We start from the raw sequence: 12,026 nt of genomic DNA, 5'->3' as shown, positions 1-12,026 counted from the left end.
GTCGTGGCAGTCGCGGACGCGACTGCCACGACACACCTGACTCTGGTGAGGGGAGGGAGGGAGGGAGGGAGGGAGGGAGGGAGGGCTTTCACGGGTAGGTTTTTAAGCTGAACAAGCGAAGGGACGTGGCTCTCTGATAGGATGAAGAACCTTCAACAGCTTCATTCTCTCAGGAGGAGAACCATGTCCCATACAGAGACCATAGCATATTGGCAAAGAGAAATCAGCGGGTTGTGTTGCAAGAAATAGAAAGAAGACAAGATGCGTATGGAGCGGCTCTGCTTGTTCCGTTTAAGCAACTACTCCGAATAGCTTAGCAACCAATGCAACCTGGCTTCTCACATCTCCTTTGCCCACCCCTTGCAGCTGCCCTTTTCTCATGATGTTCATCATCCCGAATCCTTGAAGTGTTCGCCATGCCGTCTCGAAAGAAAAAAGCCCATCCCTGGCTTTGTCAACCGTTTGATGAAGCGGTGATCTTGTTCAACGAGATTATTGAGGTATGTGACTTGCCTGAGTTCACAGCTTTCAGAAAGGCTTCCCGCCGCTTTCAGTTCATTGAACGCTTTGGGAGAGGCAGCGTTTTTGTCTACGTTGATCACTCGTGGTCCGCTGCTATGAGAGGCGTCGAGCGCTTTCAGCAAGAAGCATTTGGCTGCTTGTGCATCTCTGGTTGAGCTGAAAAAGAAATCGAGCGTGTGTCCTTGCGAGTCAACTGCACGGTAGAGATACAGCCATTGCTTTTTCACTTTGATGTACGTCTCATCAACCCGCCAGGAGTCAGACGTCATCTTCAACTGAGGACGGCACCGCTGTTCAAGTGCAGGCGCAGAGTGCTGAACCCAACGATAGATCGTGGTATGATCGACACGCAATCCTCGCTCCGCCATCATTTCTTCCAGGTCACGATAGCTCAAAGCAGAGCGGAGATACCACCTCACGCATAAGAGAAGAATGTCGGGCTGGAAATGGCGCCATTTCAAAGGATTCTGTTCGGTCATCACGTCTCTCTTCCGCTCGTTTTCCTGTACTGTACCAGATCAGCTTTCTTCTTTGCAACACTACCCTAAAGCCTGCCATCGGGTTGGAGAAGAAAGTCTGCTCCCGAGAAATGACCCGTTTCCCAAAGCGAACCCACCTGAGCCACTGATGGGTATGGGCTTGCAAGACGGTGGTGCGGCTGCGCACGACGGATCTTACACGCTTTAGGTGAAGTAATGCCGCCCGCTTGACAAGAATCATAAGAAGAATTATTCTCTTCGTAAGAGAAAGAACGTAATGTGGGGCAGCATTCCTTTTTCTGCTCATGGAAGAAAGAACATTCGCGCTATTTACCAAAACCTGAGTAGGTGCAAACTTGTCAGCGCAATCTATTGCAATAGCAGCATAGTATTTATATCCTTATGTGAGGATAGTAAGATTCTTCTTCACATTAACTTACTATCCGCTCCCTTGCGGGGGATGTGCTTCAGGTTGTTACTGTTCATTGCTGGAATCATTCCGAGAGGAGTCATCCATGAGCAGATCACCGCGACAGTTGTTCCACCCCAACCGCTGGGTACTCGCTACTACCACCGTCCTCATGCAGCTCGCCCTAGGCTCTGTCTATGGCTGGAGCGTTTTTCTCAATCCAGTGATAGCGCTGTATCACGTTACAAGGCCTCAGGCTAACCTCACCTTTAGTATCGTGTTACTTGCCCTGGGTAGCACTGCTGGCTTCGGCGGGTACCTCAATAACCGCTTTGGTCCCCGCGTTATCGCTACAGCAGGTGGCATTCTCTATGGCCTTGGCGTCATGCTTGCAACATTTGCTGCTCCCCACCTGTTTCTCCTGTATCTCACCTTTGGCATCATTGGTGGCATCGGTGTTGGCCTTGGCTATATCGTTGCCCTCGCGATGCTCATCAAGTGGTTCCCCGACCGGCGCGGCTTCATCAGCGGCCTAGCGGCCGCAGGCTTTGGCGGAGGCGCTGTGATCACAGGTCTGGTCGCTGCAGCATTGATTAAGTCTATTGGTGTCAGTAGCACCTTCCTCTACCTCGGTATAGTCTATCTGGTGGTTATCGTCATTGTGGCACAATTCTTCCGCACAGCTCCCGAAGGCTATGTCCCTGCTGGCTGGACACCCTCAGCCCGCCAACAAACAGATCGCTCTGTACGTGAATATACCCTTCCAGAAGCATTACGTCTCCCGAGGTGGTATATCCTGTGGCTCATGCTGGCATTAAATGTCACTGCCGGGGTCGCCGTGATTTCGGTTGCCTCCCCATTAGCACAGAAATTCCCCGGTGTTGCTCCATTGAGGGCTGCACTCATCGTCAGTGTCATTGGCATCTTTAATGCCTTGGGACGGTTCCTCTGGGGCTGGCTCTCCGATGGCATCGGGCGTCCTTTCACCTTTCTGAGCCTCTTCGTTATTCAGGCCATCGTTTTCGCCCTTATGCCATCGGTTAGCAACTTTACCCTGCTCCTCATTCCAGCAGCCATCATTGGAATGTGCTGTGGAGGCGGCTTCGGCACGATGCCTGCCTTCGCGGCCGACTTCTTCGGGTCAAAGAACGCCGGAACGATCTACGGCGTAATGCTCACGGCATGGAGCGCAGGCGGCATCTTTGGGCCAATGCTGATTACCAGCTTCGGCACAACCACCAACCCCGATTACGTGACACCGCTCTACATCATCGCAGTCATTATGCTCGTGAGTGCAGTCCTACCACTCATCGCTCGCACACTCGCACGTCGTCGCGGTGACATTGTTGAGGTCACCGCAGCCACTAAGCGCTAGTACGAGTATCCCCTGCAAAGTGGATGAACAGGCTTGAGGAGCCGATGTAAGCGCAACAATTGATAGGGGAATGGTTGTGCTTATCTCTGGTTGTGCTTTAAGCGACCATGGATTGAGCGGTATGGCGCAGATTACTGGCGATGACGCCCAGGCCCAACCACCGCTCCATCCCTTCTTCCCCGTGGTAGGCACTTTTGCGCCATCCATAATCGCGTCTCAGGCTAGCAATTCTGCCCTCGATGCCCGCACGCCAGCGATACCCCCGCTTCCAAGCCTGATTCTTACCCACATCTACAAATGGAGGTGAAGAGCGAGATGCGCGCCCTCAAGAAGCGTTTGCAAGGAGAGCCAGCCTTTCCAGATGGTTCGCCATCCAGGAGGACCATCACGACGACGCGCCAGATAACCACCGAGCCGTGCCACTTCCGTCCAGAAGGTGCCCAGTGTCATGGTGGCAGGCGAGTGACCAGAGCGCTGGGCCAACACCGCAAGCATTAGAGGCTCAATCACCTCAGAAGCTGGGCGTTGTGGCGCTTCACGAGCGTAGGCACGCACCTGCAACAAGCGCACGGCAAGTGGAGACAACACCCCCAACAAGCGCATCAGAGCGTCAACCGTTTGCAATTGTCGTTCCTCGATGCGATACCCGCTTTTGAGGCATTGGTGATACTCCTCAATGGTACAATCACAAACGACAAATTCTGTATGAGCCGAGCTGGCCGCTTGCAGCTCAACTGGTGGAGACTGCCGAGAAGGCTCCGTCTTCCAGCCCCGCCACAAACGATCTATCATCCTACTGAGAGACACGATGGGGAAAGTGAATCTCAGGAGGGTAGGTATGAAGGCACGTCAGTGGAGCATCCGGCGTCAGACCATCCCAACAGCCGACGCACAGCGGAGGTGGGATCAAGCATATCAGAATCTGGTCCGATGGAGTCTCGCGGCTTCGCAGGACCGTTTGCAGGAAGCGCCTCAGCAGGAGCACGGTGATGAAAGTGGCGATGTATGTCCGCGTGTCTACGCAACGGCAGGCACAAGCACAGACCATTGAACAACAATTAGAACAACTTCGTCGTCATAGCCAAACGGATGGTTGGCCCTGGTGCGACGATCACATTTTTCGCGATGATGGCTACAGTGGGGCCAGTCTGCGGCGACCAGGACTGGATCGGTTGCGAGATCAAGTGCGGCTTGCCCAGTTCGATCAGGTGGTCATTACAGCTCCGGATCGGTTAGCCCGCAACTACGTCCATCAAGTCCTTTTGATTGAAGAGTTGGAACGAGGAGGGTGCCAGGTCACCTTTGTCGATCGGCCCATGAGTCAGGACCCCCATGATCAACTCCTCTTGCAGATCCGTGGAGCGGTGGCGGAATACGAACGAAGTTTGATCGCCGAACGGATGCGGCGAGGGCGCCAACAGAAGTACCAAGCAGGCTGTCTGCTGCCCTGGACTCATCCACCCTACGGTTATCGGCTCGATCCCAGCCGTCCGCGCGATCCAGCAGGGGTGCGGATAGAACCGCCCGAAGCGGCCGTTGTCGCAGAGCTGTTCGTCACCTATCAGCAAGAGGAGCAAAGCCTGATCGGACTGACCAAACACCTCATCCAGCAGCAGGTTCCTACTCCCAGTGGAGGTTGGCGCTGGAACCAGGCAACGGTACGTGGGATTCTGGCCAACCCGTCCTACACTGGCACCGTCTACATCGGACGCTATCAGAGCAGGGCAGCGCAGCATCGGCAATCGGCTTTGGTTCCCATCGGCCACGGCTTTGGGGGTCACCCCCTCGCCAACCCCCAGGAGTGGGTGGCGGTTGCCCAGATCCCTGCCGTCGTGAGTCAAGAGCAATTTGATTTGGTGCAAGCCAAATTAGCCCACAACCAGCAGTTTGCCAGCCGCAACAACACAACCCATCCGTATCTGTTGCGTGCCCTCGTGAGTTGCGGGACGTGTCATCTGGCTTGCACCGGGCGTTCTGATGCCAGACATGGCTATGCCTACTACACGTGCCGGGGCAAGAGCCATGCCGTCCTCTCTTGCCGTGATGAGAAATGCCCCTCCCGCTACATTCCGGCAGAGCAACTCGAGGAGCTGGTGTGGCACGACGTCTGCGAACTGCTCATGCACCCAGAACTGATTGCGGCGGCTCTCCAGCGGGCACAGGGTGGACAATGGCTTCCTCAAGAACTGCATGCGCGGCGGGAGAATCTGCGCAAAGCACGGGTGAGTCTGGAACACCAGAAGGAGCGGCTGACTGACGCCTATCTGGCCAATGTCCTCTCCTTGGATGAGTACAAGCGACGCCACCAGGAACTGGAGCAACGGTTGCAAGGGGTTGCTGAACAGGTGCGTCAGTTAGAGGCCAGCGTGGGACGCCACGACGAACTCGCTGCCATGGTCCAATCCATTGAGGCTTTTTGCCTGCGTGTCCAGCAAGGGTTGGCTCAGGCCACCTTTGAGCAGAAGCGACAATTGGTTGAGTTGTTAATTGACCGTGTGGTAGTCACCGACGAGGAAGTGGAGATCCGCTATGTGATCCCCACTTCCCCACGTTCTGAACAGCTTCGTTTTTGTCATTTGCGATTGGACTATTTCGACCAGCCAGCGTTGCCGATACCAGTCCACACGCTCCCGTGCTTGTTCGAGCGTCATGGTGGGAACCGAGGTCAACAAGATCCATTCCAACGGTTTTTCACCTTCCGGAGCCAGTTCTTCCCAGACGCGGATGACCCAGACGGTCAAGGGTTCGTTGCTCGCTTGCGGCTCATGGCGTGGGGGCAAGAGGGTCATGTGTCCGAAGGCAAGCTGAACCTGGGTCGAACGCGCTTTGTGTCCATGCCGAGCTGGCACCTCCAGCGGACGGCTCTGCTGACTTGGAAAGGCGCGGGCGCGATCCAGAGAATACGTGATCTCTTCCTCGTCCGCTTCCGTGCGCCGATTCTGAGCCGCTCGCACCAGAAAGTGCGTCTGGTTCGCTTGGCATGCGAGGAAAAACGGGAACATATCCGCGCCTCGATCCCCAACATGGACCCAAGTGCTTCCTGGCTTAGGCTTCCCAATGGCACCTACCTGGCGCATCCAGACATCGGTTTCACGCTCTTTGCGTTTGAGCCGTTGATGGCGTTGTTCCCCTTTGGGTGCTGCAATGCGCACAAAGGGTTCTTGAGCCATACAGCCAAGCACTTCCTTGGTAGGGGGACGCACAGCAAGCACTGTTTGCACGCGCGAAACCACGCCCACGTTCATTGCCAATTTGCCCTGTCCCACTGATCTTGTGGCGATGCGACAGATCGATATCGGTGGTATCTTGTACCAGCAACATCACTGCAGAGGATGCAGCTTGTTCCCTCGTCTGTTGAACATGCGGCTGCATCAAGGCAGCAAAGGTCACGTCTGGCTCGTTGAGCAAACGATACAAGGCTTTTGCCCCTTTCCAGTCGTGCATTTGAGCAGGCAGCGAACCCAGAGGGTTCTCCGCCAGGTTGCTGGCTGCCTGGATGGTGCGTCTCGTTCGGCGGCTATCGTGCAATTGGACGTTCCCAAAGGTGTGCTCGGCCCAACTCTTGGCGTCTCATACTTCTTGCGTCTTCATTCTTGATTCTATCACTTCCTAAATGTGGGTAAGAATCAGGCTTCCAAGCGGGGGTGTGCTCCAGCACCTGGCGTTCCTCAGACACTTTGCCGGCTGCCGGGATCGCCACCAGCTTGACCCCTGCTGCCTGCAACGTGCTCGACGTCTGGGCCGAATGCACTCCCCGATCGCCTGCCACCAGATGAGGGGGATGGCCCAAGACCTGCTGATGATGCGCTACCGCCTCGATCGCCTGCCCATGCTCATGAGGATGCTCCAAGATCTCATAGCCGGTCACAATCCCTCCCTCCACGCGCGTCAAGGATGACATGTCGACCTGAACTCGACCAGTGCTCCTCCTTTGTGGCGAGGGATGGCTCGCGTGTGCGGCTCAAAGAGACTGAGTACCTTCTGCTCTGAGGGCGCCTTCTTGCCTTCGAGCACCCGGCTGCGCGTTTGCGCCATGACGCGCTCCACCAGGGGCAGCATGTGTTGGGCCTGCTGCACAAGCCGCTTGGACTCAGACTCGCTCTGCTGACTGAGCGCCTTGACCACGCGAGTGGTCTGCCGCACCATCTGCTCTGTCGTCTTTCTCAATTTTTGGTACAACTGCTTTTGCTCGGCCTCTTTGGCTTCTCCTTTGGGCTGTGTTGCAAAGATTTACGAGGGAAGACAATGGGCGTGAAGTCTCATTTCTTGTTGCGCTTAGGCAACCAGTCCAAACAGGCTGGCAATGAAGGAAATCTGTCCAGGAATGTTCCCTTTTTCCACCCCATGCATCTGTCCCTTGCGAATCATATGCATACTCTCGTATCCCTGTAAGGTATACCATGCCGTTTCAAAAGAAAAGAAGCCCAATCCCGGTTTCACCAGCCGTTTGATGAACCGGTGATCTTGTTCAATCAGGTTGTTGAGATACTTGCTCTGCCGCAGTTCACAAGGACCTGCAAGGGTCCCCGCTGCTTTCAATTCGTTGAAGGCTTTGGGAGAGGCCGCGTTTTTGTCAACGGTGATGACGCGGGGAGTTACCGTATAGGAGGCTCCGAGCGCTTTCGCGAAAAAGCTCTTGGCGGCTGGTGCATCGCGGGTAACACTCAGATGGAACTCCAGCGTCTTTCCCTGAGAATCCACCGCGCGGTACAGGTACATCCAAATACCTTTGACCTTCACATACGTCTCATCTACCCGCCAGGAATCATTGCTGGATTTGAGATGAGGCCGACAGCGCTTCTCCAGTTCGGGAGCGTAGCGCTGCACCCACCGATAGATCGTGGTGTGGTCCACCTGGAGACCCCGCTCCCGCATCATCTCCTCCAGATCCCGATAGCTTAACGCGTATCGTAAATACCAGCGGACGCAAAGCAAAATAATCTCCGCCTCAAAGTGACGCCATTTGAAGGGCTGCTGTTCTGCCATGGTAGACGCTCTTGTGTTCTTTTTCCCACCATTCTGACAGATCAGCTTTCTTTTTGCAACACAGCCAAACGTTCAGATCTCTTTCAGGAAAAGCTGGTAATCTGGGTAAGAAAGCCTTGCTTTGACCAAAGAAAGAAGGAGAAATAGATGTGTTTCCGACGTCCATATCCTCATCTCGCTGGACTCTCGTCCCTCTTTTCAACATGTTGGGCTTGCTTGCTGATCGCACTGCTGTTCATAAGTTGCTCTTCCCCCAACACGGGCATTCCAAACGCCACTTCAACGGAGGCATCGGGAAGTCCACACATCACTGCCACCGCACCCGCGAGCATTCCACAGCTAACCTCAACAATAATCACGAGCCTCGCGCCGGTGACGACACCTCTGGCTCCGCCTCCCCAGGATTGCACCACCAAGCCCCCACCGCAGCAGCAGCACCTCGACAGCCTGGGCTCCAATACCAATGTGCGTTTAGTCGGGGGTGGAGCGTTCTGGATCTATGACGGCTTCTATCAGAATGTTCTCCACCTGAGCCAGTTTGGCCCTGATCAGAGATGGCCAATGACGAAATGGGTCGTTGAAGTCGGTCCAAACACTTCTCTGCCGGTCACGTTGCGCCTGCGAGATAGACAGACGAAAACACTGGCCTGGTGGACCGATGGCCAGACTCCCCCCAGAGCAGCCACTCAGACGCTGATCCTGAACCCGCTCACAGATACAGGGGATGTCGGCTCCGTACCCGGCGTACCAGACATTCCACATGGCTCATCAGGTCCCGGCTGGTCGGAATGGGGGCTCTTCCCCGTTTTCTCCACTGCTGGTTGTTACTCCCTGGAGGTGAGTTGGTCTGGCGCTTCCTGGCAGAGCATCATAGCTGTCGGGAGCTAGCATTGGGTCAAGAGACCTGCTGTAGAAGCAATTCAAGCAACTCGCACGCAAAGGAATCGCAGACGCGCTGCTTGAGCTCGCTTGCCATCAGCAGCCGAGCCGGTTCAACAGTGGCGCGTTTGCCATGAACCCATTTGGGCTCAATGCGGTTGAGCCAGGGACTCTTGGTAGGCAACCAGCACGGGATAAGGTATTGTCAACTTGGGAAAGTAGCTGAACAATGTGCGAGAAGAGCTGCATGAAAACAAACACCCCTGCTCCAAGCGACAAAGGCTTTCGCTTCCCACCTGAAATCATCAGTCACGCTGTGTGGCTCTCTTTCCGCTTCTCCCTCAGTTTTCGCGATGTGGAAGAGCTTCTGGAACAGCGCGGCATCGTCGTGAGCTTTGAAACCGTGCGGCAGTGGCGCTTGAAGTTTGGGCAGACCTACGCCAACGCACTGCGCCGTCGCCGTCCGAAAACGGGAGACACATGGCATATGGACGAGGTGTACCTGAAAATCAATGGCAAAACCCATTATGTGTGGAGAGCTGTTGATCAGTACGGCAACGTGCTGGACATCCTGGTGCAGAGCCGAGGCAACAAGCAGGCGGCCAAAACGTTCTTTCGCAAGCTCCTCAAAGGGTTGCACTACGTCCCGCGCGTGATCATTCCCGATACATTGAAGAGCTATGGAGCAGCCAAACGCGAGATCCTGCCTGGCGTGGAGCATCGGCAACACAAAGGCTTCTGCCAATCGAGCGGAAAACTCCCATCAACCGACGCGACGACGAGAGAAGAACATGCGGCGCTTCAAATCAGCCAAACACGCGCAACGCTTTCTTTGGTATTGTCAACTTAACCAGAAAAATGAAGAATATTGCTGAGTTATAGCGAAGAAGGATGCTGATGGGTCATGGAAGAGGTGGGGGATACCTATGGTTATGCGACTCGCGTTGCTCCAGTCAGTTCATTCCAAGTCTGAAATCGGTCCTGTAAAAGAGCGCGGTATTTTCCGGCCCCCAGACGGTGTCGTCGCGGTTGAAAATGTCCAGCGATGGGGCCAAAGGCAGAGAGGAAGCGTTGGGCGTGTTTGGCTGATTTGAAGCGCCGCATCTTCTTTTCGCGCAGTCTCGTGGGTTGGTGGGAGTTCTCTGCTCGATTGTTCAGTCCTTTGTGCTGCCGATGCTCCACGCTTGGCAAGATCTCGCGTTTGGCTGCTCCATAGCTCTTGAGTTTATCGGTGATGATCACGCGTGGAACAGAGAGTAGCCCCTTGAGCAGCTTGCGGAAGAATCGCTTAGCCGCCTTTTTGTTGCGTCGGCTCTGCACGAGGATATCCAGCACGTTGCCATCCTGATCTATCGCTCGCCAGAGGTAATGCTTCTTGCCCCTGATGGTGAGGAAAACTTCGTCCATATGCCACTTGTCGCCACAGCGAGGGCGACGACGACGCAGTGCATTCGCGTAGGTCTGCCCAAACGTCAAACACCATTGCCGGACTGTTTCATAGCTCACAACGATCCCGCGTTGCGCCAAAAGCTCTTCGACATCACGAAAACTGAGCGAGAAACGGAAATACACCCACACAGCGTGACTGATAATTTCGGGCGGGAAGCGGTAACCTTTGTAAGCGGGAGCAGGGGTGTTTGTTTTCATACAGCCATTCTAGCATATTGTTCAGTTCTATTGCTAAGTTGACAATACCTTTTGAGGTTAAACTAGCGGATAGGACAAAAGTGCGAGGCTGCTTCACGCTCTGGAAGCGGACCCGGCACATTCTGGGCCTGGCCTTCGAGTATCACATGCGTGCCGAGTTAGTAACTGCTGCGTTGCAAACCCTGGCCTTTGACATGCCTGACCTCATTTTCCACAGCGATCAGGGCAAGCAGTTTGGAGCAGAAGCCACACGCCAGCTCTTGCTGGAGAAAGGCTTCCAGATCTCGATGAGCCGGGCTGCTACCCCGGCTGACAACGGCTATGCGGAACGCTTCGTCGGCCTGTTCAAGCTCGCCGTGGCTGAACGCTGCCGCTATCAGACCTTGGGAGAGTTTCTGCGGGCAGCCCAGGAGTGGGTCCAGTTCTACAATACCGTCCGGCCTCATGAGAGCCTGGAGTATCGTTCACCCGATCAATTCGCTCAGGAGCACGGTTTACCCGCTGTTCCTTCTATTACCCTGTTTTGATGTCTAGGATTTCAAGGACTTTACACTCACCATTACTTGTTGCGACAAAGCAACGGTGAGCATGGAGAAGCCACAGGTATGCCATATGCCAGAAAAATTCGTCGAAAGAGCTTCGATTAGGAAGAAAATGGTGTGTCCCCCCATGAGGCGGGCGGCTCTGTCCTCAACCAGCGAGAGGTCCACCCACCCTCTGCTCCCAAGGCCAGGCCGTTCTTTTCTCCAGAACCATCCAGCGTGCGTGCTGCTTCGCGTGCTACGGCCAGCCGACGCCTGGCGCTGGCGTACGGATGGTCAGCACCTGGCCGGTTCGTACTTCGTCTGCCATGTGTTCAAAACCACGCCACTGGGCAGCCAGCAAGAACAGCGTTTGCTTGTTTGCTCCGCCGAGCATACACGCGAAGCAGCCACGATCCAGCTGGATCGTTTGGAGCACCTCACCACCTTCGCGGACGCGCACACAACACTTGTTGGGAACATCGCCGTACCACACGACCCCTTCCGCGTCGAGACAGATCCCATCAGGGGCAGCTCCTTCGATCGCAGCCCAGACGCGCCGATTCGACAGGCTGCCGTCTCCAGCGATGTCGAAGGCCGTGAGACGGTTTCCATGGGACTCGGCGACGATCAGGGTCTTGTTATCTGGTGTCACGGCCATCCCGTTGGGGAAAGCGAGGTGATCAGCCACCTGGCGCACCGACCCATCAGGGGTGAGTAGGGCGATGATCCCCGGAGCATTCCAGTTGCCACCATTGAGGTAGATGTTGCCGCGACCATCCACGACGATCTCGTTCCAGGTGGAAGCCTGGTGGCGCAGGTCGGCATGGGTTACCAGTTCCCCGTCGGACTCCTGGCGCAGGAGCAGTCCCTCGCGCCCTGAGACGATGAGCAGACGCCCATCGGGCAACCAGTCGATGCAAAAGGGAATGGTGGTCGGCACACGGGCCATGACTTCGCTCTTGCCCTCCAGATCGACGGCAATGACCTCCTGTGTGCCCCAGTTGGAAAACCACAGACGGTCCTCGTGCCAACGCGGCGATTCACCGAATCCGAGGCCAGTCAACAAGGTTTGCAGTTCAGGCATGTGAAGGCTCCTTTTCTTCAAAAGATTCACAGGATCTCTATCCTCCTGTTTGTATCGTGCAAGGAGAGACAGTCTACAAGAAGTCGATCAAAAAAACTTCTCCCATCTTGCTCTCATAGGG

The 12,026-nt window shown here is 55.3% G+C and carries 10 protein-coding genes and 5 pseudogenes; 6 read left to right on the top strand and 9 right to left on the bottom strand.

Going from position 1 to position 12,026, the window contains the following annotated elements; all coding sequences use genetic code 11:
- Positions 1-291 precede the first annotated feature (291 nt).
- Positions 292-1,001 (bottom strand): annotated as a pseudogene (locus JMJ16_RS49345) (IS6 family transposase).
- 515 nt (positions 1,002-1,516) lie between these two features.
- Between JMJ16_RS49345 and JMJ16_RS49340 the strand changes: the two are divergent.
- Positions 1,517-2,785, top strand: a complete 1,269-nt coding sequence (locus JMJ16_RS49340; RefSeq protein ID WP_236602078.1) for an OFA family MFS transporter — start codon at positions 1,517-1,519, stop codon at positions 2,783-2,785.
- Positions 2,786-2,882: 97 nt separating this feature from the next.
- Here JMJ16_RS49340 and JMJ16_RS49335 read toward each other — a convergent pair.
- Together JMJ16_RS49335 and JMJ16_RS49330 are read right to left on the bottom strand one after the other, a co-directional pair.
- Positions 2,883-3,062 (bottom strand): annotated as a pseudogene (locus JMJ16_RS49335) (ISNCY family transposase); the annotation flags it as partial.
- Positions 3,063-3,076: 14 nt separating this feature from the next.
- Entirely contained in the window at positions 3,077-3,577 is a 501-nt protein-coding gene (locus JMJ16_RS49330) for a hypothetical protein (protein WP_201393596.1), read from the bottom strand.
- 46 nt (positions 3,578-3,623) lie between these two features.
- Between JMJ16_RS49330 and JMJ16_RS49325 the strand changes: the two genes are divergently transcribed.
- Both JMJ16_RS49325 and JMJ16_RS57695 read left to right on the top strand, forming a co-directional pair.
- Positions 3,624-3,836 carry a hypothetical protein gene (locus tag JMJ16_RS49325; protein WP_201377708.1) on the top strand — a complete coding sequence of 71 codons (213 nt, stop codon included), beginning with the start codon at positions 3,624-3,626 and terminating at the stop codon, positions 3,834-3,836.
- A pseudogene (locus tag JMJ16_RS57695) lies at positions 3,775-4,881 on the top strand (recombinase family protein); the annotation flags it as partial. The gene JMJ16_RS49325 and the pseudogene JMJ16_RS57695, both read left to right, overlap by 62 nt.
- Before the next feature lie 387 nt (positions 4,882-5,268).
- On the opposite strand, the gene JMJ16_RS57690 reads toward JMJ16_RS57695, so the two are convergent.
- The 4 genes and pseudogenes from JMJ16_RS57690 to JMJ16_RS49305 form a co-directional block, all read right to left on the bottom strand.
- Complete coding sequence (locus JMJ16_RS57690; protein WP_374229186.1) at positions 5,269-5,787, bottom strand: transposase; 519 nt, start codon at positions 5,785-5,787, stop codon at positions 5,269-5,271.
- An 88-nt stretch (positions 5,788-5,875) separates the two neighbouring features.
- Complete coding sequence (locus tag JMJ16_RS57685; protein WP_236601395.1) at positions 5,876-6,313, bottom strand: transposase DNA-binding-containing protein; 438 nt, start codon at positions 6,311-6,313, stop codon at positions 5,876-5,878.
- A gap of 103 nt (positions 6,314-6,416) precedes the next feature.
- Positions 6,417-6,997, bottom strand: a pseudogene (locus tag JMJ16_RS55450) (ISNCY family transposase); the annotation flags it as partial.
- 63 nt (positions 6,998-7,060) lie between these two features.
- Positions 7,061-7,771: an IS6 family transposase gene (locus tag JMJ16_RS49305; RefSeq protein WP_201393589.1), complete on the bottom strand. Its 711-nt coding sequence runs from the start codon at positions 7,769-7,771 to the stop codon at positions 7,061-7,063.
- Positions 7,772-7,918: 147 nt separating this feature from the next.
- On the opposite strand from JMJ16_RS49305, the gene JMJ16_RS49300 reads away from it, so the two are divergent.
- Both JMJ16_RS49300 and JMJ16_RS49295 read left to right on the top strand, forming a co-directional pair.
- Complete coding sequence (locus JMJ16_RS49300; RefSeq protein ID WP_201393587.1) at positions 7,919-8,659, top strand: hypothetical protein; 741 nt, start codon at positions 7,919-7,921, stop codon at positions 8,657-8,659.
- Between the two features lie 238 nt (positions 8,660-8,897).
- A pseudogene (locus tag JMJ16_RS49295) lies at positions 8,898-9,483 on the top strand (IS6 family transposase); the annotation flags it as partial.
- 97 nt (positions 9,484-9,580) lie between these two features.
- Here JMJ16_RS49295 and JMJ16_RS49290 read toward each other — a convergent pair.
- A complete protein-coding gene (locus JMJ16_RS49290; RefSeq protein WP_201393585.1) occupies positions 9,581-10,297 on the bottom strand; it encodes an IS6 family transposase in 717 nt (238 codons plus the stop codon).
- 80 nt (positions 10,298-10,377) lie between these two features.
- On the opposite strand from JMJ16_RS49290, the gene JMJ16_RS49285 reads away from it, so the two are divergent.
- On the top strand, positions 10,378-10,824 hold the full coding sequence (locus JMJ16_RS49285; RefSeq protein ID WP_201393583.1) for an integrase core domain-containing protein: 447 nt from the start codon (positions 10,378-10,380) through the stop codon (positions 10,822-10,824).
- 253 nt (positions 10,825-11,077) lie between these two features.
- Here the strand turns inward: JMJ16_RS49285 and JMJ16_RS49280 are convergent, their stop codons facing one another.
- Positions 11,078-11,905 (bottom strand): SMP-30/gluconolactonase/LRE family protein, encoded by an 828-nt coding sequence (locus JMJ16_RS49280; protein ID WP_201393581.1) that lies wholly within the window; start codon positions 11,903-11,905, stop codon positions 11,078-11,080.
- Positions 11,906-12,026 lie beyond the last annotated feature (121 nt).

Source organism: Ktedonobacter sp. SOSP1-52, assembly GCF_016587395.1.
Note: the sequence above shows the minus strand (reverse complement) of the source record. Positions and strands in the feature narration are given on the sequence as shown.